The organism is Nocardioides sp. GXQ0305 (genome assembly GCF_050880345.1).
GTDB lineage: Bacteria > Actinomycetota > Actinomycetes > Propionibacteriales > Nocardioidaceae > Nocardioides.
The window spans coordinates 372,436-398,213 of the sequence record NZ_JBNYXG010000001.1; the positions used below are offsets into that span (position 1 = coordinate 372,436).

The window sequence follows — 25,778 nt, forward strand, 5'->3', positions numbered from 1 at the left end:
GGCCCGGACGGCTCCCCCGACGTCAGGAGACCGGTCGCTGCTCGTACGAGCATGGGGGTGTGCACGTCGTGGCGCTCGTGTCCAGCGCCGGAGGCCTGAAGGCCACCGCCCAGGTCCTGGCCGCGCCGCCGGGCTGTCACACCCTCTTCACCCCCGACGGGAGGGTGTCGCTCATCGTGTCCGGCGCCTTCCCGCCGTCGCGGCCGTCAGCGGACCTGCTGCTGACCACGTTGGCCATGGCCGTGGGCCCCCGCGCGATCGCGGTGGTCCTCTCGGGCAGCGGGCACGACGCCGCGACGGGTGCAACCGCGGTCTACAAGCACGGCGGGGTCGTGATCACGACCGACAAGGAGACCTCCGCCCACTTCTCCATGCCGGCAGCCACGATCGCCCGGGACGAGATCGTCGATGCCGTGGTTACGGTTCCCGAGCTGGGAGCACGTCTCGTCCAGCTGGTCACTGCGCCGCGGCTCGACGGCTGAGCGCTACAGGAATGCGTCGGCGGTCGCCGGCAGCTCGCGCACCCGGACGCCGGTCGCGTGGTGAGTGGCGTTGACCACCGCCGCCGCCGTGCCCACGATGCCGATCTCCCCGATCCCGTGATGGCGTGGTCCATGTCGGAGTAGTGCCCACCCGGGGTACGGATCATGCCTGGGGGCCGCGGCCCGCGACGCGAGGGCGGTCGGGGGAGCACAATGGCCGGGTGAGCGTCACCGCGAGCCGGGCGACCGCCCGGGCGGGGCTGGGGGCCGCGCTCCTGACGGGGGCGGGGATCGCCGTCGTGCTGGGCGTGTACGCCGGCCTGCACGACCCGGCCGGAAGGCCGCTGTCGACGTTCGGCTTCTCGGGCATGCTGCAGATGAAGGCGTGGTTCACCACGGCCGCGGCGGCGCTGCTCGTCGTCCAGGTGCTGACGGCGCTGCGGATGTGGGGCCGGCTGGGGGCCGGGGCCGTGGCCGTGTGGGTCGGCCCGGTGCACCGGTGGAGCGGCGCGGTCGCGTTCGTGCTGACCCTGCCGCCGGCGGTGCACTGCCTGTGGGCCCTCGGGTTCGCCGGCGACAGCCCGCGCGCCCTCGTCCACTCGGTGGTCGGCTGCCTCTTCTACGGCGCGTACGCCGCGAAGATGCTCGGCCTGCGGCTGCCGGGCCTCCCGCGCTGGGCGCTGCCGGTGCTGGGCGGCCTGGTGCTGACCCTGCTGACCCTGGTCTGGCTGACGTCGTCGCTGTGGTTCTTCACGCGCAGCGGCCTGCCACTGACGTGAGGAGCTGACATGGCCCTGCCTCCGCTCACCCGTGCCTCGGCCCTCCGCGGCGGGCTGTGGGCGCTCGGTGCCGCGGCCGTGGGGTTCGCCGCAGCGCGTGCCGCCGGTCTCGGCACCAGCGAGGGCGGGTCCGCGGCGGCCAACGCGTACGGCGCCGAGCCCACGGGCGGGCGGCCGCTGGCGGCGGTGGCCGACGTACCGGCCGGCGGCGGGCTGGTGCTGGCCGACGAGGGCGTGGTCCTGGTTCGCGGCGACGGCGAGGACGTCCACGCGTTCTCGGCCACCTGCACCCACCAGGGCTGCCCGGTCTCCGAGGTGACCGGTGGCCGGATCATCTGCCCGTGCCACGGCAGCGCGTTCGACGCCCAGACCGGCGAGGTCGTCGCAGGCCCGGCGCCGTCGGCGCTGCCGCCCGTCGAGGTCACGGTCCAGGACGGCGACGTGCTGGCCGGGTGAGGAGAGGAGCGCGATGACGACACGACGCAGTCTGGGGGCGGTGCTGCCCACCCTGCTGTGGCTGCTCGCCGCCGGTTTCGCGGTGGGGGTGCTGGTCGCGGTCCGCTGACCACCCTCAGCGCCCGACGGCGTACCCCTGCATGCCGCGCGGGTTGGCGCCCGCGCGCAGGGTGCCGTCGGGGTCGCGGCTCACGCCGCTCAGCCGGCCGAGCGACCACGGGTCCTGCACGGCCACGTCGTGGCCGCGTCGGCGCAGCTCGGCGATGGTGCGGTCGCCGAGCCGGCCCTCGACGTGGACCCGTCCCGGCTCGGCCTCGCGCGGCCAGAACGACGACGGGGCGTGGGTGGTGTGCCAGGCGGGCGCGTCGATCGCCTCCTGCAGGTTCATCCCCTGGTGGAGGTGGCGGACGAGGAACAGCAGCTGCCACTGGTCCTGCATGTCCCCGCCGGGCGTGCCGAAGGCGAGGTACGGCGAGCCGTCGTCGCGCAGCGCCAGCGACGGGGACAGGGTGGTCCGCGGTCGCTTCCGGGGGCCGACCGAGTTGGGCAGGCCGGGCTCCACCCAGAACATCTGGGCGCGGGTCGAGATCGGGAAGCCCAGGCCGGGCACGACCGGTGAGCTCTGCAGCCACCCCCCGCTCGGGGTCGCGGACACCAGGTTGCCGAACCGGTCGGCCACGTCGAGGTGGCAGGTGTCGCCGCGCGTCTCGCCGTCGAGGGTGACGGTGGGCTCGCCCGTGCCGGCACCGGCAGGCACCGGCGCAGGATCGCCCAGCACGCGTGGCAGGCGCGGGCTCCGGCCGCCCGGCGAGCCCGGGTGGAGCCCGTGGGTGACGGCGCGGTCCTCGGCGAGCAGCCGCCGCCGCTCGTCGGCGTACGCCGGGGAGAGCAGGTCGGCCAGCGGGACCTCGACGTGGTCGGGGTCGCCGTACCACGCCTCCCGGTCGGCGAGCGCCAGCTTGGCCGCCTCGACCGTGAGGTGCACGAGGTCGGGCGAGGTCGGGTCGAGCCCGGCGAGGTCGTGGCCCTCGAGGAGGGCGAGCTGCTGGAGCAGCGCCGGACCCTGGCTCCACGGCCCCGCCTTGAGCACCCGGTGGCCGTGGTGGTCGAGACCCACGGGCTCCTCCTCGGTCGCCCGCCACGACGCGAGGTCGTCGAAGGAGAGCAGACCGCGGTGCGGGGTGCCGGTGACGTCCATGGCCTCGCCGGCGTACAGCTCGGCGATCGCCTCGGCGACGAAGCCCTCGTAGAAGCAGCGTCGTGCCGCCTCGACCTGCTCGTCGCGGTCGGAGGTCGTGGCCTCGGCATGCTCGACGATGCGCTCGAGGGTGCGCGCCAGGTCGGGGTTGGTCATCCGGCTCCCGACCTCGGGCACCCGGCCCCCGGGCAGCCACACGTCGCGGGAGCTCGGCCAGTGGTCGGTGAGCAGGCCCTCGACGCGGCCGATGGTGGCCGCGATGTTGCCGAGCACCGGGAACCCGTGGCGGGCGTAGCCGACGGCGTACCGGAGCGCGTCGCGGAGGCGCAGCGTCCCGTGGTCGCGCAGCAGCAGCATCCAGGCGCCGAAGGTGCCGGGAACGCAGGCAGCCAGCAGCCCGGTGCCGGGCACCCGGTCGAGGCCCAGGTCGGCGAACGCGTCCGGGGTGGCCGCCGCCGGCGCCACCCCCTGCCCGCACACCACGAACGGCGCGCGGCGGGCCGCGCTCCACGCGAGCAGCGGCATGTCGCCGCCCGGCCCGTTGAGGTGGGGCTCGACGACGTGCAGCACGAACCCTGCCGCGACCGCCGCGTCGAAGGCGTTGCCACCGGCCTCGAGGACGGCCATGCCGCTCTGCGAGGCCAGCCAGTGGGTGGAGGCGACCATGCCGTGGTCGCCGGTGAGCTCCGGCCGGGTGGTGAACGCCGTCATCCGGGCGCCAGCTCCCCACGGTTGAAGGCGGAGTCCTTGCGGGAGATGATCTCGCGCCGCTCGTCGGTGCCCAGGGCCTCCAGCAGCGACACCAGGTCGGCCGGGTAGCCGTCGACCTCGGGCGCCTCGGCGAGCGGCACGACGGTGTGGACGACGCGGTCGTCGTACAGGTGCAGCATCGTGATCGCCTGGTGGCCGTCGACCGCGGAGATCAGCCGGGCCTGGGGAGCCGGGTCGACGGTGTAGCAGCTCGCCGCGGCGACCGACACCGGAACGCCGGCGAAGGTCGACCACGAGGTGTAGTGGAAGTGGCCGCCGAGGATGGCGCGCACGTCGCTGCCGGCGACGATCCCGGCCAGCGGCTGCTGGTCGAGGAGCTCGATGATCTCGGCCGCGGGCAGCATCGGGACCGGGATCGGCGGGTGGTGCATCGCGAGCACCGTGCCGTGCTCGGCCGGGTCGGCCAGATGGTCGGCCAGCCAGGCGAGCTGGTCGGGGGTCAGGCTGCCGTGGTGGTAGCCCGGCACGCTGGTGTCGAGCGCCAGCACCCGCAGCCCGCCGACGTCGTACGCCCGGTCCTGCGGGCCGTCGTCGTCGGAGCCGAACAGGCCACGGGCGTACGGCGCCCGCTCGTCGTGGTTGCCCATCGTCCAGACGACCTGCGCGCCGAGCCGGTCCGCGACCGGCTCCACGAGCTCGAGCAGCCGGGCGTACGCCGCCGGCTCGGCCTTGTCGGCGAGGTCGCCGGTGAGCACGAGGACGTCCGGCGCGGGATCGAGCCGGCCCAGCCGCTCCAGGGCGAGCCGCAGGCCGGGCTCGGGGTCGACGACGCCGTACTGCCTCGCCCCGTCCGCGAGCAGGTGCGGGTCGCTCAGGTGGGCGATCGTGAAGCGTGGGGCGGGGTACTGACCGAACTGGACCACGCCCCCGACCCTAGGGGGTGACCTCAGGCTCAGTCGCCCGGCGACGAGGGAGTGGCGCCCACGGGTGTCGAGTATCCGGAGACGTTCTGGTCACGATCCACGGCCCTCACGGTGAACTCGTACGTGACACCGTTGGTCAGGCCGGCCACGGTGAAGGCAGGGGAAGGACCGCTGCCGGCGTTGACCCAGCTGGAGGTCGGGCTCGAGCGCCAGTAGACGCGGTAGGACGACAGGTCGCGTTCGGTCCCACGAGACCAGCTCAGCTGGACCTCGCCGTCGCCGGCGACCGGGGTGAGGTCCGCAGGGACGGCGGGGGCGATCGTGTCGACGACCCGCAGGCGTCGGACAGTGGACACTGCCCGGATCGCGCCGCCCTTGGACCGCTGGGCGACGATGCGCACGTCGAACGCCCCTGAGTCCGCGGTCGGGAGCCTGAAGGTGACGCGGCCGTTGCGGTTCAGGGTCTTCACGTCCTCCAGACCCCATCCGTTGCCGGCCCGGATCTGGAGCGACAGGTCCCGGCCGGGTCGGACCGGCCACATCGAGACCGTGGTCGTGACCCGACGGCCGCGCTCGAGATCGGCGTCCGGCAGACCGAAGCGGATGCGCTGCTGCTGGACGGTCAGCCGGCGGTGGTTGCTGGTGTCGGCGGCGAAGGTCTTGTTGCCGTTCTTCCGCTTGACCAGCACGACACGGTAGTCGGCGGTGGAGCGTGGCGCTCGGATCACCAGGGAGTCCTTGCCCCGGCGGTTGGTCCGGTCGCGGTCGAGGGTCCGCCAGCGGCGACCGGCCTGGCGCTGGAACACCACGGTGCGCACACCCCGGGGCTTCACGGTCGCCGTGAGCCGGACCTTCTCCCCGGTGATCGCCTTCGCCCTGCTCGTGGCCAGGGTGACGGTGGAGCGAACGGTGACCTGCTTGGGCGCCGGCTTCGACCCGGGCAGGGTGCGGCCGTAGTAGTAGGGCGCCGAGTTGGACTCGCAGGCGCGCTCGTCGTTGTCGTCGTCCAGGCGGTGCGGGTCCGACTGCGGACCGCCGTGCCGCAGGAAGAAGAGCTGGGCTGCGCGCTGACTACCGAAGTCTGCGCAGTCCCTGTCAACGATGGCGTGGGCCGAGGGCGCGGCGACAAGCAGGGCGCCCAGACCGGTGGAGAGGGCCGCGACGAGCGACGCGCGACGGTGGTGCCGAGGGTGGCGCATGGAGTACTCCCGGGATCAATGAGGTGCTCGTCGGAGACCCAACGGCACCGGGAGGGTAAGCAGGTGATCGTTCTGGTGTCCTCGAAATGGCCCAAGTGGACCAGGCGCCGCCAGGGGAGTCTGCGGCTGGGATGATCGGGCGGTGCGCGAGCAGGTCCACGACATCGGCAGGCGCCGGGCGTGGGTGATCTGGCTGGTCGCGCTGTCGGTCTACGTGCTCGCCGTGTTCCACCGCAGCTCGCTCGGCGTGGCCGGGATCCTCGCCTCCGAGCGGTTCGACATCGACGCGACGTCGCTGGCGACGTTCACCGTGCTGCAGCTCGCCGTGTACGCCGCGATGCAGGTGCCCGTCGGGGTGCTGCTGGACCGCTACGGGTCGCGCGCCCTGCTGCTCACGGGGCTGGTGCTGATGACCGGCGGGCAGCTGATGTTCGCGTTCGTCGAGTCCTACCCGCTCGCCGTGCTCGCCCGGGTCGTGATCGGCGCGGGCGACGCGATGATCTTCGTCAGCGTGATCCGGTTGGTGGCAGCGTGGTTCCTGGTCCGGCAGGCGCCGCTGGTGACCCAGCTGACGGGGCAGGTGGGCCAGGTCGGCGCGATCATCGCGGCGGCGCCGCTCTCGTGGGCTCTGGTCCGCCTCGGCTGGACCGGTGCGTTCGCGCTGGCGTCCTCGGCCGGGGTGGTGCTGATGGTCGCGGTCGCGCTGGTGGTCAAGGACTCGCCGTACCGGGACGACGGCCCGACCCGGATCAAGCTGCGCACGCTGGCGCGGCAGCTCCAGTTCGTCTGGGGCAACCCCGGGACCCGGCTCGGGATGTGGACCCACTTCACCTCGCAGTTCGCGATGACCGTCTTCGCGATGCTGTGGGGCTTCCCGTTCCTGGTCCAGGGTCAGGGCCTCTCGACCGCGGTCGCGAGCACGCTGCTGATGCTGATGACCGGCTGGGTGATCCTCAGCGGCTTGGTGCTGAGCTGGATGGTGAGCCGGTTTCCCTACTATCGCTCGTGGATCGTGATCGGCGTGGTCGGCCTGATGATCGTGCCGTGGACCGCCGTGCTGGCACGCGACACCCCTGCGCCGCTCTGGCTGCTGGTGGTGCTGGTCTGCCTCACCGCCACCGGCGGGCCGGCCTCGATGGTCGGCTTCGACCTGGCTCGCTCGTTCAGCCCGCAGGAGACCATGGGGCGGGCCAGCGGGCTGGTCAACGTCGGAGGGTTCTCGGCCTCGCTGCTGACGGTCGCGCTGGTCGGGGTCGTGCTCGACCTGCGCCAGCCGGGCGGCATGGCGGCGTACGACCTCGACGACTACCGGGCCGCGTTCTCGGTGCAGTACCTCTTCTGGGCGCTCGGCATCACCCAGGTGCTCCGCTACCGACGCCGCGGGCTGGACCACCTGCGCCGCGAGCACCCCGGCGCGGTGGAGTCGATGAAGCGCGGCGAGCCCTTCGTCCACCCCGGGTTCAGCGACCGCGAGGGCGTGTAGGGATTTCGGTAGTCCAGTGACAAGTGGCCCCTGATCCGGGCTTCGGAGGGGCCATTTGTCACTGGACTACCCCCAGTTTCAGACCGCAGGGACGACGGTGCCGGTGACCTCGCCGAGGGCGAGGCGGCCGCCGGAGGCGGAGGGGGCGGTGTAGCGCAGGGTCACGGTGTCGCCGTCCTCGAGGAAGGTGCGGCCGTCGGCGAGCGGCTCCCGCCCACCCCACGACAGCTCCAGCAGCGAGCCGCGCTGCTCCCGTTCCGCACCCGAGATCGTGCCGGAGGCGAACAGGTCGCCGGTGCGCAGGGACGCACCGTTCACGGTCATGTGGGCGAGCATCTGGGCGGGCGACCAGTACATCGAGGAGTACGGCGGCCGGCTGACCACCTGGCCGCCGATCTCGACCTCGACGGCGATGTCGAGCCCGCGTGGCGACCCGTCGGCCAGGTAGGGGAGCGGGGTCGGGTCCTGGCCGGGGAGGTCGACCCAGGCGGCGGCGAGCGCCTCCAGCGGCGTCACCCAGTGGGAGACCGACGTCGCGAACGACTTGCCGAGGAACGGGCCGAGCGGCACGTACTCCCACGCCTGGAGGTCGCGCGCCGACCAGTCGTTGAGGCCCACCAGCCCGAACACGTGGTCGGCGAAGTCGGCGACCGCCACCCGCGAGCCGAGTGCCGAGGGGGTGCCGACCACGAAGCCGAGCTCGGCCTCGATGTCCAGCCGCTGCGAGGGCCCGTACGTCGGAGCGTCCTCGCTCGGCGCCTTCCGCTGCCCGGCAGGGCGGACCACGTCGGTGCCGCTGGCCACCACGGTGCCGGCGCGCCCGTGGTAGCCGACCGGCAGGTGACGCCAGTTGGGCAGGAGCGCCTCGGCGTCGGGCCGGAAGATCCGGCCGACGTTGGTCGCGTGCTCGAGCGAGGCGTAGAAGTCGACGTAGTCGGCGACCTCGACCGGGAGGTGGAGCGTGACGTCGGCGACCGGGACCAGGTGCGGCTCGACCAGGTCGCGCTCGGTCTCGTCGGTCAGCAGGCCGGTGAGCCAGGTCCGGAGCGAGCCCCACACCTGCCGGCCCTCGGCCATAAGGGGGTTGAGCGAGGGCTCCTGGAAGACGTGGTGGACGTCCAGCATCTCCGCCGCGGCGACGGGGGCGACGTCGAGCACCAGGTCGCCGACCCGCACCCCGACCCGCGGCTCCTCACCGGCCCGAGAGAACACGCCGTACGGCAGGTTGTCGACGTCGAAGAGGGAGCCGGCGGCCTCCTCCACCCAGGTGTCGGTCATGGCTTCTCCAGGAGTCCGAGGGCGAGCAGGTCGTCGAGGGGCTCGGAGACCGAGCAGGAGCCGAAGGAGGTGAACCAGCGCCGGCCGCGGGCGAGGTCGACGTCACCGGCGACGCCCCGGAGCACGTCGGCGTCCCGCTGCTCCAGCAGCGCGACCACCTCGTCGCGGGCGCTGCCGTCGAAGGCATAGAGCGTGGCCAGCAGCACGTTGAGGAACCCGTGGTGGGTGAAGCCGTCAGCGTTGTCGTGGCGGACGGCGTTGTGCAGGCCGGCCGTGCACTTGAACGGCGTCTCGCGGTCGAGCGCCGCGTCGATCCAGCCCGCGAGCTCGTCGACGGACGGGAACAGGTGGGCCTCGAGCCCGCCGGTGCGGAACTTCAGCCGGTGTCCGGCCTCGGCGACCGCGTCGGCCGCCCGCAGCCAGCTCCCGGTGTCGGGGACCGGGGGGAGCTCGACGTGGACCCGCTCCGGGTCGAGGTCGCAGGCGGCAGCGGAGGCGGCGACGCGGCGCGCGTTTCCGGCGAGGTCGTCGAGGTCGCGCAGCGCGACCTCGATCCCGGCGAGCTCGTGCCCGCCCCGTTCGGCGAGCCGGACGGCGCCGGGGATCGCGCCGGCACCGCCCGTGACGACGACGGCCAGGGCCAGCGGCGTGGAGACGTCCGGGACGGCGGTGTCGGTGACCACGAACGACCCGACCAGGTCGGCCCACCACTCCTCGCGGTGGGCGACGTGCGCGGTCAGCGCGTCAGGGAGCGGGGCGTCGCCCGGCGGGAACACCGCCGCGTCGTCGACGAGGCCGCGCCAGGCCGGTGGGGGGAGGCTCACGGTTCCAGCCAACCACAGCCGCGCTCACAGCAGGCGGGCCCGGCCCCGCTTGCCCAGCTGGTCGGCGATGATCGCGCGCTGCACCTCGCTGGCGCCCTCCCAGATCCGCTCGACCCGCAGCTCGCGGAAGAACCGCTCGGCCACGTTCTCGCGCATGTAGCCGCGTCCCCCGAAGACCTGCACCGCCCGGTCGGCCACCCGTCCGGCCATCTCGCTGCTGAACAGCTTGGCCATCGAGCACTGCGCGTGGGCGACCTTGACGTCGACCCCCGCGTCGAGTCCGCGGGCCACCTCGTAGACCAGCGTGCGGGCGGCGAAGAGCTCGGTGAGGCTGTCCGCCAGCATCCCCTGCACCAGCTGCTTGTCGGCGAGCCGCTCGCCCCCGATCTGCCGGCCGGCGGCGAAGGCGCTCATCTCGTCGACCAGCCGCTCCGCCGCCCCCAGGCAGCGCGCGGCCACCATCAGCCGCTCGAACCGGAACCACTCGTAGGCGAAGGACATCCCGTCGCCCTCCGACCCCACCAGCTGCGTCGCCGGGACGCGCACGTCCTCGAAGGCGACCACGGGGTGGTGGTGGGCGATGGTGTGCGTGTACGCCGGGGTGCGGACCACGCTGATCCCCGGCGCGTCCTTGTCGACCACGAACAGCGCCTGCTCGCCGGCGTGCTCGCCGCCCGCCAGCACCGCCTGGAAGAACACGTAGTCCGCGACGTTGTACGACGTCACGTGCCACTTCACGCCGTTGAGCACGTAGTCGTCGCCGTCGCGGACCGCCGTCGCCTGCAGGTCGGCCAGGTCGGAGCCGGCGTTCTCCTCGGTGATCGCGTAGCACTCCTCGCGCTCACCGCGCACCGTGGGGAGCAGGAACGTCTCGCGCTGGTGGTCGTTGGCGACCGCCGGCCACCAGGCCGGTGGCGTGGTCAGCAGCCACGCGAGCGCGTTGGTGACGCGCCCGCCCTGCTCCTGCACCAGCACCACCTGCAGCGTGGTGCAGCCGCGACCCCCGACCGACGTCGGCATGTTGGTGGCGGTCAGCCCGAGGTCGCGCGCCTGCGCAGCGAGCTTCGCCTCGACCCCGTCGGGCAGCTCGCCGTCGTGGGCCTCGGCGTGCTCCTCGTGGGGGATCAGCTCGTCGGTGAGAGCGCGGGCCCGAGCCTGGAGGTCGCGGTCGGTCTCGCTCAGTCCGTACATCCGGCCTCACTCTTCGTCGCCGTTGACTGACTGTTCAGTCTATGCGACGCTCGAGCGCATGACCAGCGTGCCGCGAGCGGCCGACGCCGTGGTCGTCGGTGGCGGCACGATCGGCGCGTGGACCGCCTGGTTCCTGCGGCGGGCCGGGCTCGTCGACGTGGTGGTGCTCGAGGCCGGCACCCTCGGCCAGGGGGCCAGCTCGCGGGCGGCCGGCATGGTGCGCGCCCAGGGCGGCACCGAGGTCGCGGTCCGCCTCGGCCTGTTCAGCCGGGCCTTCTACCTCGGCCAGCGCGACGAGCTGGGTCTCGACTCCGGGTTCGTCCCCCAGGGCTACTCCATGCCGTGCTTCTCGACCGCGGAGGTCGAGCAGGCGCACGCCCGGATCGCGATGCAGCAGGGCCTCGGCCTCGACGTGCGGTGGCTCGGCCCCGACGAGTTCGACGAGCTCAACCCGTCGGTGCGGCCGGGCCAGACCCTCGGGGCGTCGTACGCCGAGGAGGACGGCTACCTCGACCCGCCGCGCAACGTGCTCGCCTACACCGCGGCGCTGGTCACCGCGGGAGTCCGGGTCTGCGAGGGGACGGCGTTCACCGGCCTCCGCCGGGACGGCGACGCGGTGGCGGGCGTGGAGACGACTGGCGGCGTGATCGCCACCGACCGGGTGGTGCTGACCGGGGGCCCGACGCTGGCCGCCGTCGGACGTGCCGCCGGGGCCCGGATCCCGTCCGGCGGGGCGCGGCACCAGGTCGTGGTCACCGGACCGCACCCCGACTTCGCCCCCGACCGGCTGCCGATGGTCTTCGACGTGGCGTCCGGGATCTACTGGCGCCCCTGCGAGGGCGGGGTGCTCTGGGGGATGAGCAACCCCGAGGAACCACCCGGCGAGGCCGTCGCCTTCGACCACGACTACCACCGGCTGATGGCCGAGCGCATCGCGACCCTGCTGCCGGCGACGGCCGAGGTCGGCGTACGGAAGACCTGGGCGGCGACGATCGACTACACGCCGGACCACCTGCCGATCCTCGGCCCGCTGCTCACCGGCAGCGGCCCGGTGGCGGGCGCCGTCGTGGCGGCGGCGGGTGGCCACGGGATGATGTGGGGGCCGGGCGTCGCGAGGGCCGCGGCCGACCTCGCCACCACCGGCCGGACCGACGTCGTCGACGTCACCGACCTGGGGCTGGACCGCTTCGACGAGCAGGGTCGCAGCCGGCTCGCGGCCGACCCGATCGCCCTGCCCTTCCCGGAGGTCGCGGATCCCGCGCCCGCCTGAGGGGCGGTGGCGTGAGGTGGTCCCTTCAGGCCATCCTGCTGCCGTGTTTCGCCGACGAGTGCACGTGGCGGCACGGCCCGTGGCCGTCCTGCGTGCGCTGCGGGGCCGCCCCGGCCTGGTCGCGCTCGTGGGCGCGTGGTGCGGGGGAGGCACCGTGGTCGCCTGCGAACCGGTCGAGGTGCTGGGCGACGACGCGGACCCGTTCGACGCCGTCGGGTCGGGGGACCCGGTCCCGGACGAGGGGGACACGGGTTTCGGCGGCGGCTGGATCGGGCTCTGGGGCTACCAGCTCGGGCGTCGGCTCGAACCCGTTCCGTCACCGCCGCCGCGGCCGGTGCCCCAGCCGGACCACTGGCTCGCGCGCTACTCCTGGGTGCTCCGCCAGGACGCCGACGCCGCGTGGTGGTTCGAGTCGCTGCTCCCGGCCGACGAGGCGGAGCCGGTGCTGGCCGGCCTGGAGCGGGCACTGGACGGGGTCGGGGACGGGCCGCGCCCCTACCGGTTCGCCCCGTTCACGATGACCCCGGAGCCCGCCGGCCACGTGCGTGCGGTCGCCCGGACGGTGGAGCACATCGTGGCGGGAGACATCTTCCAGGCCAACCTGTGTGCCCGTCTCGAGGCCGGTTTCGAGGGCGACCCGCTGGACGTGTTCTGCGCGGGCGTCGAGGCGCTCGCGCCGGCGTACGCCGCCTTCCTGGACACCGGGGACCGCGCGGTGGTGAGCCTCTCCCCGGAGCTGTTCCTGCGGCGGCGCGGGCGCGCCGTGCTGACGGCCCCGATCAAGGGCACCGCGCCGGCGGGGGACGGCGCGCACGCGCTCGCGGCCTCGTCGAAGAACCGGGCCGAGAACCTGATGATCGTCGACCTCATGCGCAACGACCTGGGCCGCGTCTGCGTCCCCGGCACCGTGACCGTGCCGAGCCTGACCAGCGTGGAGGCGCGAGCGGGGGTCTGGCACCTCGTCTCCGAGGTGACGGGGCGGCTGGGCGACGGCGTCACCGACGCCGACCTGCTGCGGGCGACCTTTCCTCCCGGCTCGGTCACGGGCGCGCCGAAGGTGCGCGCCATGGAGGTCATCAACGAGCTCGAGAGCACCGGCCGGGAGCTCTACACCGGTGCCATCGGCTACGTGAGCCCCAGGATGGGCCTGGAGGCCAGCGTCGTCATCCGCACGCTGGAGTTCGCCGACGGCGTCGCCTGGCTGGGCGTGGGGGGCGGGGTGGTGGCCGACTCCGAGCCCGAGGCGGAGCTGGCCGAGTGCTACGCGAAGGCCGAACCGGTGCTGGCGGCCGTCGGCGCCTCGCTCGCCGGCGCGCCGCGCGCGGCGGCATCCGCGGAGCCCCGGCGGACGACGGCGCCGGTCGAGACGGCGCGCGTACGACGACCCGACCCCGCGCTCGGGATCTTCACCACCCTGGCGGTGCACGACCGGGTGCCGGTGCTCGCCGCGGCCCACGTCGAGCGCCTGGCCGACAGCGCGGCCGCCGTGTACGGGCACCGGCTCGACCGGGACGCCCTCGTGCGGCGGGTGGAGGAGCTGGCTGCGACCGCGACCGGCGACGCGCGGCTCCGGATGACCGTCACTCCCGACCGGCGCGTCGAGGTCGACCTCCGCCCGGCGCCGGCCCCGGCTGCGTCCTGGGAGCTCCTGCCGGTCGTCCTGCCCGGCGGCTGGGGCGCCCACAAGTGGACGGACCGCGACCCACTCGCCGAGCTGGTGCCGGTCGAGGCGGCGCACGCGGACGCACTGCTGCTCGACACCGACGGCACTCTGCTCGAGACCAGCCGCGCCAACGTGTTCCTGGTGCTCGACGACGGGGTGCACACCCCCCGCGCCGACGGTCGGATCCTGCCGGGTGTCGCCCGGGCCTCGGTGCTGGCGGCCCTGCGCCGGCACCGCCTTCCCGTGCACGAGCGCGACCTGGACCTCACCGACCTGGCCGACGCCGTGGAGGTGTTCGTGACCAACGCCGTGCGTGGCGTGGTGCCAGTCACCGGGTGTCCCGGCGTGGCCCGCTGGCCGGTCGGCCGCACCACCCGGTGGCTCCGCGCGGCCCTGGCCGAGGAGTGGCAGGCCCGCGGGCCACGGCCCCTCGCCGAGCAGCGCACCGCCCTGCCCGCGGCCGCTCCGGACGCGAGGGCCCTGCTGGTCGACAACTACGACTCCTTCGTCTACAACCTCGCGCAGTACGCCCAGGAGCTGGGCGCCGAGGTGAGCGTGGTCCGCAACGACGCCCGCTCCGCGGCGGACCTGGCCGCGGCGTTCGCCCGCGGGGAGCACACCCACCTCGTGGTGTCGCCCGGTCCGGGCAGACCCGAGGACGCCGGGGTGAGCACCGAGCTGATCCGCCGGCTGGACGGCAGCGTCCCCGTGCTCGGCGTGTGCCTGGGCCACCAGTGCATCGGCGCGGCGTACGGCGCGCGGGTGGGCCTCGCCCGTCGCCCGGTGCACGGCAAGCCGGCCATCGTCCACCACGACGGCCGTGGCATCTTCGGGAGCCTCGACGGTCCCCTCGCCGCGGCGCGCTACCACTCCCTCGTCGTGGAGGACCTGCCCCCGACCCTGGTGCCCACCGCGTGGACCGCGGACGGCACCCTCATGGGGCTGCGCCACGTCAGCCACCCCGTCGAGGGCATCCAGGTGCACCCGGAGTCGATCCTCACGCCGCTCGGCCACACCCTGCTCGGCACCTTCCTGCGCGGACCGGTGGGGAGCGGGCCGCCGGTCAGCGCAGCAGCGCGTCGACGCCCACGACCCCGTCGGGCGTGACGAGCAGCGGGTTCACCTCGAGCACCTCGAGGTGGTCGCCGAGCTCGTGGGCGACCAGCGACAGGCCCGACACCGCCGCGGCGGCTGCCTCCTCGGCCCGCCGCCCCACGGCCGGCCGGCCGCGCCACCCGGCCAGCAGGTCCGCCACCCGGGTGCCGACCAGCAGGGCGGCAGCGCCCGACGGGTCGACCGGGGCCAGCGCGACCGCACTGTCGTCGACCAGCTCGACGAGGGTCCCGCCGACACCGACCACGACCAGCCAGCCGAACAGCGGGTCCCGGACCAGCCCGACCGACAGCTCGACCTCGGCGTCCACCTGGTGCTGCACCTGCACCTCGGGCCCCAGCCGGCCGGCCAGGTCGTCGTACGCCGCCGCGACGGCGGCCGGGTCGTCGAGTCCCAGCCGGACGCCGTCGACGTCGACCTTGTGGGCCGCCCCCGACGCGGTCTTGAGGACCACCCGGCCGCCCAGCTCCTCGGCGGCCGCGACCGCGGCCTCCCGGTCGGCCACGAAGCGGGACGGGGCCGTCGGGACGCCGTAGTCGGCGAGCAGCTCCTCGGCCAGCCCGGGATCGCCGGTCCCGACGGACAGCCGGTCCACCCACCGCGCGCGTCGCGCCGGGTCGACGGGCGGCTCCCAGCGCGGGGGAGCGTCCGGGGCGAGCAGGTGGCGCAGCGCCACCAGCCCCGACCCGGTGCCCTCGAGCACCGGGATGCCCAGCCCGCGCAGCCGGGCGGCGGCGTCCTGGTCGACCGCCGACCCCAGGTTGGCCAGGACCACGACCGGCTTCGGCGTCAGGCCGGCGAGCCGAACCATCGCGTTGGGGAACGCGACGTCGCCGTCGTACTCCGGGACCAGGTCGACCGCGAGCGCCACCACGTCGACCTCGGGGTCGTCGGCCAGGGCCGAGAGGCACTCGGTGAACAGGTCCTCGGTGCGGCGGCCGCCGCCCCACACGTCCAGCGGGTTCGCCGGCGTGAGCCCCGGGTCGAGCGCCTCGGCGAGCCGGGTCGTGGTCGCCTCGGACAGCGGGGCGAACGGCACGCCCACGCGTTGCGCGACGTCGGCGAGCAGCACCCGCTCGGCGCCGGAGTCGTGGACGGTGGCGATGCCGGAGCCCTTCCCGACCCGCCGCCGGCCGACCGCGAAGAGCTCCAGCGTGTCGACCATCTCGGCGAGGTCGCCCACCCGGTGCACGCCGTACGCGGAGAAGAGCGCCTGCCAGCCGCCGTCGGAGCCCGCCAGGGCTCCGGAGTGCGCGTCGACCATCGCGCCGCCGAGCGGTGAGGACCCGACCGTGAGCGCCACCACCGGGATGTCTCGCGCGGCTGCCTCCGCCAGCCCGGCGGTCAGCGCGGGCAGGTCGCGGACCGTCTCGAGGACCAGCCCCACCACGCGCGTCTCCGGTGTGGCGAGGGCGTGCGCGAGGTAGTCGGCCGTGGTGGTCACCAGCTCCCGCCCCGACGAGACGACCGTGGTGAACCCGAGGGCGCGGTGGGTGCGCAGCAGCGTGGAGAAGACCGACCCGCTGTGGGTGACCAGCGCGATCGGGCCGGCGGGCAGCGGGGCCCGCTCGAGGTAGCCGATGGCGCGGACGCCGTCGGTGACGTTGACGAAGCCCATGCAGCCGCTGCCGACGACCTCGAGCCCGTCGCCGGCGGCGGCGAGCTCGGCGTCCAGGCCGTGCGCCGACCCGAACACGACCGCACCCGCGTCGCCGCGCGTCGAGGCGAGCCGCACCTGCTCCACCAGGGCCGCGTCGGGGACACCGAGCAGCACCAGGTCGACGGGGTCCGGTACGTCGGCGAGCGACGGGACGCACGGCTGGTCGAGCACCGTCGACCGGGAGGGGTGGACCAGGTGCACCTCGGAGAACCCCGGGCTGCGCAGCACCTCGGTGGCCATCCGCCACCCGAGCGAGTCGGGGCGCTCGCTGGCGCCGACGACCGCGACCGACCTCGCGGAGAGCATCCGCCGCAGCCGGGGTCGTACGGCGGGCGCCGCCCGGGTCACCGGGCGCCGGTGCCGAGCAGTCGGCGTCGTGACCAGCGGCTGCCCCGGGCATCGTTCAGGGCAGCCTTCGCCGCCTGCATCCCGGGGATCCCGCAGACCCCGCCGCCGGCGTGGGTCGCGGACGAGGCGTAGTAGAGCCCCGCGACCGGCGTTCGGTAGTCGGCGTACCCCGGCGCCGGGCGGAGGTGGAAGAGCTGCTCGACCGAGAGCTCGCCGTGGAAGATGTTCCCGCCGACCAGGCCGTACTCGGTCTCCATCTCGTGGGGCCCGACCACGTCGCGGGCGATCACCGAGTCCCGGAAGCCCGGGGCCACCTCGTCGTAGAGGTCGATGACGCGGTCGGCGTAGGCGTCGAGCTCCTCGGTGTGCGGCTCGGCCGCCCAGTCGGCCGGCACCCACTGGGTGAACAGCGAGAAGATGTGGGGACCGTCGGGGTTGAGGGTCGTGTCGAGGGTGGTCGGGATGACCCCGTCGCTGAACGGCGCCGCGGCCGGTAGGCCCTCCCGGGCGTCGAGGAACGCCCGCTCGATGAACTCCATCGTCGGCGCCATCTCCACCGAGCCGGTGTGGTGCTCGGCCTGGCCGTCGGTCGGGTCGGCGGTGAACGACGGCAGCCGGTCGATCGCCAGGTTGACCTTGACCACGCCGCTGCGGGTGCGCCAGCGCTCGATGTCCCGCACGAAGTCGTCGGGCAGGTGGGCGGGACCGACCTGCTCCAGGAACGCGGTCCGCGGGTGCAGGCTGGTCACCACGAGGGGCGCGCGCAGCTCCTCGCCGCTGGCGAGCACGGCGCCCTCGACCCGGCCGTTGGTCACCAGCAGCGACTCGACCGGTGTCGACACCCGCACCTCGACGCCGAACGACTCGGCGCTGCGGCGGCAGGCGTCGGCGACCGCGCCCATCCCGCCCTCGGGGTAGCCCCAGCTGCCCAGCTGGCCGTCACCCACGTCGCCGATCGAGTGGTGCGCCATCACGTACGCCGTCCCCGGCTCGAAGGGCCCGGCCCAGGTGCCGATGACGCCGTTCACCGCGAGGGCCCCCTTGACCTGGGGGGACTCGAACCAGTCGTCGAGCAGGTCGGCGATGCTCATCGTCATCAGCCGGGCGATGTCGGCGGCCGTGCGGGAGTCGACCCCGCGGTTGCGCCAGACCAGCTTCGCCAGGGCGGCCACGTCGGCGGGGGAGTGTGACCCGATGTCGGGCGGCACCGTGAGCAGCAGCGGGGACATGACGGCGGCGAGCCGCTCCAGCCAGGCGTTCCACCCGTCCCAGGCGCGGGCGTCCTTGCTGGACCACTTGCGGATCTGGTCGCGGGTGCGCTCCGGGTCGTCCTCGAAGATCGTCAGCGAGCCGCCTTCGGGGAAGGCCTGGTAGTAGGGGCCCATGGGGTGGACCCGGTAGCCGTGCCGCTCGAGCTGCAGGTCGCGCAGGATCGTGGGCGGCATCAGGCTCATCACGTAGGACAGCCGCGTCACCGACACCCCCGGCAGGTCGGGCCACGGCTGCTCGGTGGTGGCCGCGCCGCCGGTGGTCGCGCGCCGCTCCAGCACCACCGTCCGCAGCCCGGCCCGGGCCAGGTAGGCCGCGGACACCAGCCCGTTGTGACCGCCGCCGACGACGATGGCGTCGTAGGTGTTCGTCATGTGCACCGCCCGGGTGGGAAATCCTGACTGACTGTTCAGTCTAGGCGCGTGCTAGCGTGCCCCACAAGGCTCGGGAGACCGCGAGGAGGGCCCGTGGCGACCGCCGACAAGCCCACGACCGTGGCCGACGTACGTCGTGACCAGATGCTGGCTGCGGCGGCGACGCAGATCGCCGAGCGCGGCTTCAGCGACACCCGCATCGCCGACGTGGCCAAGCGGGTCGGGGCCAGCCCGGCCCTGGTCATCTACTACTTCGGCACCCGCGAGACGCTCCTGATCGAGGCGCTGCGCTGGTCGGAGGCGTCGTTCTACACGGCGACCGAGGAGATGCTGCTCTCCACCACCAGCCTCCGCGACCGGCTGGAGACCCTGGTCGAGTGGACCCTGGTCGCCGACAAGCAGGAGGGGCTCACCGGTGACTGGGGGCTGTGGTTCGACCTCTGGGCCCAGGCCTTCCGCCACCCGGAGGTCAAGAAGGACCGCGCCGACCTCGACGCGCAGTGGCGCAACCTGATCGTGCGCGTGGTCCGGGACGGGATCGACGCCGGCGAGATCGCATCGGTCGACGCCGAGTCGTTCGCGATCATGTGGACCTCGCTCCTCGACGGACTGGTCGTCCAGGTGGCGCTCGACGACCCCGTGGTCGACGTGCCCCGGGCCCGCGCGATCGCCCTCCGGATCGCCCACCAGGAGCTCGGTCTGCCGGCGCCCCGCAAGAAGGCGCGCCGCTAGGGAGACGTGCCCTGGTCGCGGTCGAGCACGTGCAGGGCCCGGGGTGAGACCTCCGCAGTCACCTCGCTGCCCTCGTGCAGCCACTCGGGCGGCGAGCCGGCCACGTTGCCGACCTCGGCCTCGACGCGCAGGCCCCCGCAGTCCAGCAGCACCGAGGTGTGGGCACCGCGGAAGGTGAGCGTGGTGACCCGCCCCGCCAGCACGTTCGCACCGTCGGCGGAGGCCGTCGGCGAGACCTGGACCCGCTCCGGCCGGACCATGAGGGCGACGGCGTCACCGGCACCCGCGCTCGCCGGGGCGACCACGAGGTCGACGTCGCCGACCCGGCAGCAGAGCCCGTCGGCGCTGCTCGAGACCACCTCGGCGTCCCACAGGTTGGTGGTGCCGAGGAACGTCGCGACCCGCGCGCTGGACGGGGCGCTGTAGACCTCGCTCGGGGTGCCGACCTGCAGCAGCTCGCCGGCGTCGAGCACGGCGAGCCGGTCGCTCATCGTCAGCGCCTCCTCCTGGTCGTGGGTGACGTAGACGAAGGTGGTGCCGACCGTCTTCTGCAGCGACCGCAGCTCGACCTGGAGCTGCTTGCGGAGCTTGGCGTCCAGCGCCCCCATCGGCTCGTCGAGCAGCAGCACGGTGGGCTCGAGCACGAGGGCCCGGGCCAGGGCGACGCGCTGGCGCTGGCCGCCCGAGAGCTGGTGGGGCTTGCGGCCGCTGAGGTGGCCCATCTGCACCAGCTCGAGCGCCGCCCCCACGCGCCGGCGGGTGTCCTCCTTCGTCGCGGACTGGTAGCGCAGGCCGAAGCCGACGTTGTCGGCGACGTCGAGGAACGGGAAGAGCGCGTAGGACTGGAAGACCGTGTTGACCGGGCGCTTGTGGGGCGCCACCTGCGCGAGGTCGCGGCCGTCCAGCAGGATCCGGCCCTCGTCGGGCTGCTCGAAGCCGGCGATCATCCGCAGGGTCGTGGTCTTGCCGCAGCCGGACGCGCCGAGCAGCGAGAAGAACTCGCCCTCCCCGATGTCGAGGTCGATCCCGGCGACGGCGACGGCGTCCCCGAAGGTCTTCCGCAGGCCGACCAGGCTGAGGGCGCCGGCCATCAGGGGCCGTCGCCGAGCAGCAGGTCGGCGAGGTGGTCGCAGTTGGCCACGAAGCGGTCCACGTCGTCGTCGGTGTGCTGCACGGAGACCAGCCACTGCTCGACCTTGCCCCACGGCGGCAGGAAGGCGCCGCGGTTGTGCTGGACCAGCCAGTGAGCGTGGCCGTAGCGGTCGTCGAGCTCGCGGAAGTCGCGGAAGTTGCGGATCGGGTGCGGGAGGAAGGACACGCAGCCCTTGGCGCCTGCGGTCACCACCCGCCAGGGCGCCCCGTGGCGGTCGATGACGCCCTGCAGGCCGGAGTGGAGCCGGTCCCGGAGGTGGTCGAGGTGGCGGTAGGCGTCGTCGTCGAGCACCTCGGTCAGCATCGCCCGTGCGGCCGCCATCGCCAGCGGGTTGCCGTTGAAGGTGCCGACCTGCTCGTAGGCGCCGGTCTCGATCAGGCCCATCACCTCGGCGGTGCCGCCGATCGCGGCGGTGGAGATCCCGCCGCCGAGGGCCTTGGCGAGGCAGACCAGGTCGGGGGTGACGCCCGATCGTCGGGTCACGCCGCCCGGCCCGGTCGTCAGGCCGGTCTTCACCTCGTCGAAGGCGAGCAGCGCGCCGTGCCGGTGCAGCAGGTCGGCGAGCCCGGCCAGGTAGCCGTCGTCGGGCAGGATGATGCCGGCGTTCATCATGATCGGCTCGACGATCATCCCGGCGACCTCGCCCGGGTGCCGCTCCAGCGCCGCCTCGACGGCGGCGAGGTCGTTGAAGGGCACCACGGTCACCAGCCCGGTGATGCCGTCCGGGATGCCGCTGTTGCTGGCGACGCCGTACGGCGCCTCGGCCGGGCCGATCTCGTCGTCCGGCTCGGGCAGCACCGAGACCATCACCGAGTCGTGGTGGCCGTGGTAGCCGCCCTCGACCTTGAGGATCCGGTCGCGCCCGGTCGCGGCCCGCATCAGGTGGACCGCGTCCATGGTCACCTCGGTGCCGGAGTTGCCGTACCGCCACCGCGGTAGGCCGAACCGCTCGGTGAGGTTGTCGGCGACCACGATCGCGTCGGCGGTGGGCTGTGCGAAGTGGGTGCCGCGGGTGACCCGCTCGCGCACCGCGGCGACGATCGCAGGGTGGGCGTGGCCCGCGAGGGAGACGCCGTACCCGCCGTGGAAGTCGGAGTACTCGTTGCCGTCGACGTCGTGGAGCCGGGACCCGCTGCCGTGGCTGATCCATACGGCGTGGGGCTCGGCGACCTGCCAGCTCGACGTGGCGCCGCCCGCGAGGGCGACGGCCTCCGCCGCGAGCTCCCGGCTGCGTGTCTGGCGCTCGAGGAACCGCGCTGTCTCGGCCTCGATCACGCCGTCGAGGCGGGACGAGAGCGTTGCTGCGGTCTGGGTCGCGGTCATGGGGCTCCTCACCCGGGGACGGGCCGTGGCCATCGTTGACTGATCGTTCAGTCTATGTGAGTCTGAGCGACGAGGACAAGGACTCCGGGAGGCACCCATGGGGGCACGGTCCGGACCTGCGTCGCGACGCGGCCCGCTGCTCGCTCGTCGCGCCCTGCTGCGGGGGGCGGCCGCTGCCGGGGTGGGGATCCCGCTGCTCGCGGCGTGCGACCAGCAGTCGAGCTCCACCCGGGCCCTGGAGATCCCCTCGCCCGACAATCCCGTGACCTGGCCGCTCAGCGAGGCCAACCCGGCGATCGAGTCGGGCCTGACCCCCGAGCGGGGAAGCACGCTGCGGATCTACAACTACGCCGACTACCTCTCCCCGCGGATGATGAAGGACTTCGAGGCCGAGCACGGCGTCAACATCCAGCTGACCACGTTCAACGACGCCGACGAGGCGCTGACCAAGATCGCGTCGAAGAAGCTCGGCTTCGACCTCTACTTCCCGAGCTACGACTCCCTCGGCAAGCTGGTCGGCGCCGACCTGCTGCGTCCCCTGAACGGCGACTACCTCACCAACCGGCCCAACCTGTGGCGGAGCTTCGACGACCCCTGGTACGACCAGGGCAACCGCTACACGATCCCGTACACGATCTACAGCGTCGGGATCGGCTGGCGCACCGACATGGTGTCGGAGGACATCCCGGCTCGGGACAACCCCTACGACGTCTTCTGGGACACCCAGTACGCCGGGAACATGGCCATCCTCGACGACTGGCACACCGCGATGGCGATGGTGATGCTGCGCAACGGGATCGAGGACATCAACACGACCGACCCCGACGACATGGAGCTGGTCCGCACCCAGCTGCTCGAGATCCGCGACACCATGAAGCCCCGGGTGACCATCTCGATGTACACCGAGCTGCCGGCGGGCCAGTACGGGCTGTCCCAGATGTGGTCCGGCGACGCGATCAACCTGCCCTACTACCTGCCGAAGTCGGACAGCACGGACATCCTGCGCTACTGGTTCCCGCCCGACGGCAAGGGCGAGGTCGACAACGACCTGTGCGTGTGCCTGGCCCAGGGCGACAACCCGGTCGCGGCGCACTTCTTCATGAACGCGCTCCTCGACAAGACCGAGGCAGGGAAGAACTTCGGCTTCACCGGCTACCAGCCGCCGCTGAAGCAGTTCACGCCGGACAACCTCGTCGCCCAGGGCTACCTGCCCCAGAACCTCTCCACGGCCATCGTCAAGGAGAGCGACTTCGAGGTGGGCTTCCCGCTGCTCCAGGTGCCGGCCGAGGCCGATGCCGAGTACCACCGGATCTGGCAGGAGTTCAAGGCCGGTGGCTGAGCGGGACACCCGCTCGGGCCCACCCGGTACCCGGGCCCTGTGGCCGCTCCTCGCTCTCCCCGGCGTCGTCTGGCTGGCGGTGCTGTTCGTCGCCCCGCTGTACGTCGTGCTGGCCATCCTGTTCGGCGGCGTCGACCCGATCCTCCGGCAGCCCGTGCCGGTCTGGAACCCGCTGGCGTGGAACTTCACCGAGCTCGGCTACGTGTGGGAGCACATCGTCGGCGACGACCCGTTCTTCCTGCCGGCCCTGGTCCGGACCGCGGTGTTCGTCGGCATCGCGAGCGCGCTCTGCATCCTCATCGCGTACCCGGTCGCCTACTTCACCGCCCGGTTCGCGGGTCGCTGGAAGGGGCTGTTGCTGGCCGCGCTCATCGCGCCGTTCTGGATCAGCTACATGATGCGGATGCTGGCGTGGGTGAACCTGCTGCAGACCGACGGCCTGGTCAACCAGCTGCTGAGCGGCGTCGGCCTGGTCGACGTGCACACCGCGTGGCTCAACGGGCGCGCCTCGACGGTCGTGCTGGGACTGGTCTACGGCTACGTGCCCTACACCATCCTGCCCCTGTACGCCGCCCTCGACCGGGCGCCGGCGGCGATGCTCGAGGCGGCCCGTGACCTCGGCGCCAGTCGCTGGGAGACCTTCTGGCGGGTGACCTGGCCGCTGACGCGGACCGCGGTCGTGGCCAGCCTGCTGCTGACGACGCTGCCGATGCTGGGCGACTACTTCACCGCCGACCTGCTCTCCGGCTCGCCGTCGACCTCCATGATCGGCAACCTCATCAACAACACGGTGCTCACCCCCGGCCAGACCGGCCAGGCCGGGGCCTTCGTGCTGCTGATCCTGGTCGTGTCGGTCGTGCCGATGGTGATCTACGTGCGCAGCACCCGGTCGGGGGAGGAGGTCGCAACATGACCGGGCCCCTGCAGTGGTGGCGGAACCCGTGGCGGCGGCCGTGGGGGCTCGCCCTGGTGACCCTCGGCTACCTGGTCTGGTCGCTGGCGCCTGTCCTGGTGGCCGTCCTGTTCTCCTTCAACGCCGGCCGGTCCCGGGTGACCTGGCAGGGCTTCTCGATGCGCTGGTACTACGGCGACCCGCTCCGCTCGGTCTGGCACGACCCGAGCCTGTTCAACGCGCTGACCCACACCCTGGTGCTCGGCGTGCTCGCCACCCTGGTCACCGTTCCGCTGGGCGTCGCGCTCGCGCTCGGGCTGGACCGGTGGCGGGGGCGGATCCCGGCGGGCGCCAACCTCGCCGTACTCGTGTCCTTCGTGCTCCCCGAGATCCTGATCGCGGTGGCGCTGCTGTTCGTGGCCACGGTGCTGACCACGCCGCTCCAGCTCGGCACCACCGGCCAGGTGATCGGGCTGGTGACCTACCAGCTCTCCTACCCGGTGGTGATCGTGCGCGCCCGGCTGCTCACGATCGGGCGCGACTACGAGGAAGCGGCGATCGACCTCGGGGCCTCCCCGCTGACCGCGACCAGACGCGTGCTTCTGACCATGCTGATGCCGGCGATCTTCGCCAGCGCGGTGCTGGTGTTCGCGGACGTGATCGACGACTTCATCATCGTCCGGTACCTCTCCGGCGACGCCGCCACGGAGCCGGTGTCGGTGAAGGTCTACAACACGGCTCGCGCTGCACCGACCCCGGCGCTCAACGCGCTGACCACGCTGCTGCTCCTCGCGTCGGTGCTCGCGGTGGTCATGGGGTACCTCATCCACCGGTGGCTCACCCGCGGCGAGAAGAGCGGTCGCGGCCTCGACGTGTTCACCGGCGAAGCCTAGACTGGGGCCACTGAACGGCCGTTCAGTGAGCCTCGAGACCCAGACCCGAGACAGGAGGTGCAGCGATGCGCCCGACCCCACCCGCACCCCTGGACCCGGACCAGCTCGCCCTGGCGTTGCGGCCGTTCGGCGAGAGCCGGATGCTGCCGCGCGACGCCTACCTGTCGCCCGAGGTGCTCGACTGGGAACGCCGACACCTGTTCGAGGGCTGGATGTGCCTGGGCCGGGAGAGCGACATCCCCCAGGGTGGGATGCGGGCGGAGTCGGTCGGCGACTACGGCGTGCTGCTCACGCGCGACCGCGACGGCGTGCTCCGCGGCTTCGAGAACGCCTGCCGGCACCGCGGTCACGAGCTGCTGCCGTGCGGCGGGGCGTCGACCGAGGCGAAGGCCATCGTCTGCCCCTACCACGCGTGGTCCTACCGGCACGACGGCAGCCTGATCGGGGCGCCCCACTTCCGTGAGGTCGAGTCCTTCGACCCCGGCGCGCTGTCCCTCAAGCCGGTGCGGGTGCAGCAGTGGCACGGCTGGGTCTTCGTCGACCGGTCGGGGGAGGCCCCGGACCTCACGCAGCACATCGGGGAGCTCGAGGGCATCGTGGCCGACTACGACGCGGAGTCGCTGGTGACCTGCGAGAGCCACGTCTACGACGTCGAGGCCAACTGGAAGGTCATCGTCGAGAACTACCAGGAGTGCTACCACTGCTCGATGATCCACCCCGAGCTGTGCAAGGTGACCCCGCCCGACAGCGGGGAGAACATCGAGCTCGACGGCAACTGGGTCGGAGGGTGGATGGAGCTCCGCGACGGCGTCGAGACGATGTCGTTCGACGGCCGCAGCGGCGGGGTCGCCATGGCGCGGCTGGACCAGCAGGAGCGGACCACCGTCATGTACGTCGCGGTGCTGCCCAACCTGCTGATCTCGCTGCACCCCGACTACGTCATGAGCCACCAGCTGGTGCCGCTCTCACCCGACCGGACCCGGATCACCTGCTCGTGGGCGTTCCCGCCCGACGTGGCGGCCCGCGAGGGGTTCGACCCGGCGTACGCCGTCGACTTCTGGGACCTCACCAACCGGCAGGACTGGTCGGCGTGCGAGTCGGTGCAGCGGGGCATGGTGACGCCACACTTCGAGGCGGGCCCGCTGGCGCCCGACGAGGACGGCGTCTACCACTTCGTCACCCACATGGCCCGGGCCTACCAGGGGACCTGACCCGCCACCCCGAC

Annotated in this window: 21 protein-coding genes; 11 read left to right on the plus strand and 10 right to left on the minus strand. The window is 73.3% G+C overall.

Features of this window, described 5'->3' with window-relative positions; translation table 11 throughout:
* Window positions 1-59 precede the first annotated feature (59 nt).
* The 3 genes from ACQ1X7_RS01830 to ACQ1X7_RS01840 all read left to right on the plus strand — a co-directional run bounded on the left by ACQ1X7_RS01830 (window position 60) and on the right by ACQ1X7_RS01840 (window position 1,717).
* Window positions 60-482, plus strand: coding sequence for a chemotaxis protein CheB (locus ACQ1X7_RS01830; protein ID WP_432476436.1), 423 nt, complete (start codon window positions 60-62; stop codon window positions 480-482).
* Window positions 483-703: 221 nt separating this feature from the next.
* A complete protein-coding gene (locus ACQ1X7_RS01835) occupies window positions 704-1,261 on the plus strand; it encodes a DUF6529 family protein (RefSeq protein ID WP_432476437.1) in 558 nt (185 codons plus the stop codon).
* 9 nt (window positions 1,262-1,270) lie between these two features.
* A complete protein-coding gene (locus ACQ1X7_RS01840; protein WP_432476438.1) occupies window positions 1,271-1,717 on the plus strand; it encodes a Rieske (2Fe-2S) protein in 447 nt (148 codons plus the stop codon).
* Between the two features lie 115 nt (window positions 1,718-1,832).
* On the opposite strand, the gene ACQ1X7_RS01845 is transcribed toward ACQ1X7_RS01840, so the two are convergent.
* Genes ACQ1X7_RS01845 through ACQ1X7_RS01855 form a run of 3 tightly spaced genes read right to left on the minus strand, consistent with a single transcriptional unit; the run spans window position 1,833 to window position 5,748 of the window.
* Entirely contained in the window at window positions 1,833-3,626 is a 1,794-nt protein-coding gene (locus ACQ1X7_RS01845; protein ID WP_432476439.1) for a gamma-glutamyltransferase family protein, read from the minus strand.
* Window positions 3,623-4,549: a phosphodiesterase gene (locus ACQ1X7_RS01850; protein WP_432476440.1), complete on the minus strand. Its 927-nt coding sequence runs from the start codon at window positions 4,547-4,549 to the stop codon at window positions 3,623-3,625. Before ACQ1X7_RS01850 ends, ACQ1X7_RS01845 begins: the two co-directional genes overlap by 4 nt.
* Before the next feature lie 29 nt (window positions 4,550-4,578).
* Window positions 4,579-5,748, minus strand: a complete 1,170-nt coding sequence (locus ACQ1X7_RS01855) for a fibronectin type III domain-containing protein (protein WP_432476441.1) — start codon at window positions 5,746-5,748, stop codon at window positions 4,579-4,581.
* Between the two features lie 142 nt (window positions 5,749-5,890).
* Here ACQ1X7_RS01855 and ACQ1X7_RS01860 point away from each other — a divergent pair, with 142 nt between their 5' ends.
* Complete coding sequence (locus tag ACQ1X7_RS01860) at window positions 5,891-7,231, plus strand: MFS transporter (protein WP_432476442.1); 1,341 nt, start codon at window positions 5,891-5,893, stop codon at window positions 7,229-7,231.
* Between the two features lie 78 nt (window positions 7,232-7,309).
* Here ACQ1X7_RS01860 and fahA read toward each other — a convergent pair whose 3' ends face one another.
* The 3 genes from fahA to ACQ1X7_RS01875 are packed head-to-tail and all read right to left on the minus strand — an operon-like array spanning window position 7,310 to window position 10,524.
* Window positions 7,310-8,509, minus strand: a complete 1,200-nt coding sequence (gene fahA / locus ACQ1X7_RS01865) for a fumarylacetoacetase (RefSeq protein WP_432476443.1) — start codon at window positions 8,507-8,509, stop codon at window positions 7,310-7,312.
* Window positions 8,506-9,333, minus strand: coding sequence for a hypothetical protein (locus tag ACQ1X7_RS01870; RefSeq protein WP_432476444.1), 828 nt, complete (start codon window positions 9,331-9,333; stop codon window positions 8,506-8,508). The genes fahA and ACQ1X7_RS01870 overlap by 4 nt, the downstream gene beginning before the upstream one ends.
* Before the next feature lie 24 nt (window positions 9,334-9,357).
* The gene (locus tag ACQ1X7_RS01875) at window positions 9,358-10,524 is read right to left on the minus strand and encodes an acyl-CoA dehydrogenase family protein (protein ID WP_432476445.1); all 1,167 of its coding nucleotides are present in this window, start codon (window positions 10,522-10,524) and stop codon (window positions 9,358-9,360) included.
* A 58-nt stretch (window positions 10,525-10,582) separates the two neighbouring features.
* Between ACQ1X7_RS01875 and ACQ1X7_RS01880 the strand changes: the two genes are divergently transcribed.
* Together ACQ1X7_RS01880 and ACQ1X7_RS01885 are read left to right on the plus strand one after the other, a co-directional pair.
* Window positions 10,583-11,794, plus strand: coding sequence for an NAD(P)/FAD-dependent oxidoreductase (locus ACQ1X7_RS01880; RefSeq protein ID WP_432476446.1), 1,212 nt, complete (start codon window positions 10,583-10,585; stop codon window positions 11,792-11,794).
* A gap of 64 nt (window positions 11,795-11,858) precedes the next feature.
* On the plus strand, window positions 11,859-14,564 hold the full coding sequence (locus tag ACQ1X7_RS01885) for a chorismate-binding protein (RefSeq protein ID WP_432476447.1): 2,706 nt from the start codon (window positions 11,859-11,861) through the stop codon (window positions 14,562-14,564).
* Here ACQ1X7_RS01885 and ACQ1X7_RS01890 read toward each other — a convergent pair.
* Both ACQ1X7_RS01890 and ACQ1X7_RS01895 read right to left on the minus strand, forming a co-directional pair.
* A complete protein-coding gene (locus ACQ1X7_RS01890) occupies window positions 14,521-16,578 on the minus strand; it encodes an acetate--CoA ligase family protein (protein WP_432476448.1) in 2,058 nt (685 codons plus the stop codon). The two genes, ACQ1X7_RS01885 and ACQ1X7_RS01890, sit on opposite strands and share 44 nt — an antisense overlap.
* On the minus strand, window positions 16,575-18,221 hold the full coding sequence (locus ACQ1X7_RS01895; protein WP_432476449.1) for a phytoene desaturase family protein: 1,647 nt from the start codon (window positions 18,219-18,221) through the stop codon (window positions 16,575-16,577). The genes ACQ1X7_RS01890 and ACQ1X7_RS01895 overlap by 4 nt, the downstream gene beginning before the upstream one ends.
* Before the next feature lie 93 nt (window positions 18,222-18,314).
* On the opposite strand from ACQ1X7_RS01895, the gene ACQ1X7_RS01900 reads away from it, so the two are divergent.
* Window positions 18,315-18,953, plus strand: a complete 639-nt coding sequence (locus tag ACQ1X7_RS01900) for a TetR/AcrR family transcriptional regulator (RefSeq protein ID WP_432476450.1) — start codon at window positions 18,315-18,317, stop codon at window positions 18,951-18,953.
* Here the strand turns inward: ACQ1X7_RS01900 and ACQ1X7_RS01905 are convergent.
* On the minus strand, window positions 18,950-20,044 hold the full coding sequence (locus ACQ1X7_RS01905) for an ABC transporter ATP-binding protein (protein WP_432476451.1): 1,095 nt from the start codon (window positions 20,042-20,044) through the stop codon (window positions 18,950-18,952). The two genes, ACQ1X7_RS01900 and ACQ1X7_RS01905, sit on opposite strands and share 4 nt — an antisense overlap.
* On the minus strand, window positions 20,044-21,429 hold the full coding sequence (locus tag ACQ1X7_RS01910; RefSeq protein WP_432476452.1) for an aspartate aminotransferase family protein: 1,386 nt from the start codon (window positions 21,427-21,429) through the stop codon (window positions 20,044-20,046). The genes ACQ1X7_RS01905 and ACQ1X7_RS01910 overlap by 1 nt, the downstream gene beginning before the upstream one ends.
* 97 nt (window positions 21,430-21,526) lie before the next feature.
* On the opposite strand from ACQ1X7_RS01910, the gene ACQ1X7_RS01915 reads away from it, so the two are divergent.
* The 4 genes from ACQ1X7_RS01915 (at window position 21,527) to ACQ1X7_RS01930 (ending at window position 25,764) form a co-directional block, all read left to right on the plus strand.
* Window positions 21,527-22,768 (plus strand): polyamine ABC transporter substrate-binding protein, encoded by a 1,242-nt coding sequence (locus tag ACQ1X7_RS01915; protein WP_432476453.1) that lies wholly within the window; start codon window positions 21,527-21,529, stop codon window positions 22,766-22,768.
* Window positions 22,761-23,681, plus strand: a complete 921-nt coding sequence (locus tag ACQ1X7_RS01920) for an ABC transporter permease (RefSeq protein ID WP_432476454.1) — start codon at window positions 22,761-22,763, stop codon at window positions 23,679-23,681. The genes ACQ1X7_RS01915 and ACQ1X7_RS01920 overlap by 8 nt, the downstream gene beginning before the upstream one ends.
* Entirely contained in the window at window positions 23,678-24,553 is an 876-nt protein-coding gene (locus tag ACQ1X7_RS01925; RefSeq protein WP_432476455.1) for an ABC transporter permease, read from the plus strand. The genes ACQ1X7_RS01920 and ACQ1X7_RS01925 overlap by 4 nt, the downstream gene beginning before the upstream one ends.
* A gap of 65 nt (window positions 24,554-24,618) precedes the next feature.
* A complete protein-coding gene (locus tag ACQ1X7_RS01930) occupies window positions 24,619-25,764 on the plus strand; it encodes an aromatic ring-hydroxylating oxygenase subunit alpha (protein WP_432476456.1) in 1,146 nt (381 codons plus the stop codon).
* Window positions 25,765-25,778: the final 14 nt, after the last annotated feature.

What these genes read in the sequence shown, in the direction of transcription:
- ACQ1X7_RS01840 (WP_432476438.1), top strand. Translation starts at nt 1,271, where the DNA reads ATGGCCCTGCCTCCGCTCACCCGTGCCTCGGCCCTCCGCGGCGGGCTG.
- ACQ1X7_RS01845 (WP_432476439.1), bottom strand. Translation starts at nt 3,626, where the DNA reads ATGACGGCGTTCACCACCCGGCCGGAGCTCACCGGCGACCACGGCATG.
- ACQ1X7_RS01855 (WP_432476441.1), bottom strand. Translation starts at nt 5,748, where the DNA reads ATGCGCCACCCTCGGCACCACCGTCGCGCGTCGCTCGTCGCGGCCCTC.
- fahA (WP_432476443.1), bottom strand. Translation starts at nt 8,509, where the DNA reads ATGACCGACACCTGGGTGGAGGAGGCCGCCGGCTCCCTCTTCGACGTC.
- ACQ1X7_RS01875 (WP_432476445.1), bottom strand. Translation starts at nt 10,524, where the DNA reads ATGTACGGACTGAGCGAGACCGACCGCGACCTCCAGGCTCGGGCCCGC.
- ACQ1X7_RS01880 (WP_432476446.1), top strand. Translation starts at nt 10,583, where the DNA reads ATGACCAGCGTGCCGCGAGCGGCCGACGCCGTGGTCGTCGGTGGCGGC.
- ACQ1X7_RS01895 (WP_432476449.1), bottom strand. Translation starts at nt 18,221, where the DNA reads ATGACGAACACCTACGACGCCATCGTCGTCGGCGGCGGTCACAACGGG.
- ACQ1X7_RS01905 (WP_432476451.1), bottom strand. Translation starts at nt 20,044, where the DNA reads ATGGCCGGCGCCCTCAGCCTGGTCGGCCTGCGGAAGACCTTCGGGGAC.
- ACQ1X7_RS01910 (WP_432476452.1), bottom strand. Translation starts at nt 21,429, where the DNA reads ATGACCGCGACCCAGACCGCAGCAACGCTCTCGTCCCGCCTCGACGGC.
- ACQ1X7_RS01915 (WP_432476453.1), top strand. Translation starts at nt 21,527, where the DNA reads ATGGGGGCACGGTCCGGACCTGCGTCGCGACGCGGCCCGCTGCTCGCT.
- ACQ1X7_RS01925 (WP_432476455.1), top strand. Translation starts at nt 23,678, where the DNA reads ATGACCGGGCCCCTGCAGTGGTGGCGGAACCCGTGGCGGCGGCCGTGG.
- ACQ1X7_RS01930 (WP_432476456.1), top strand. Translation starts at nt 24,619, where the DNA reads ATGCGCCCGACCCCACCCGCACCCCTGGACCCGGACCAGCTCGCCCTG.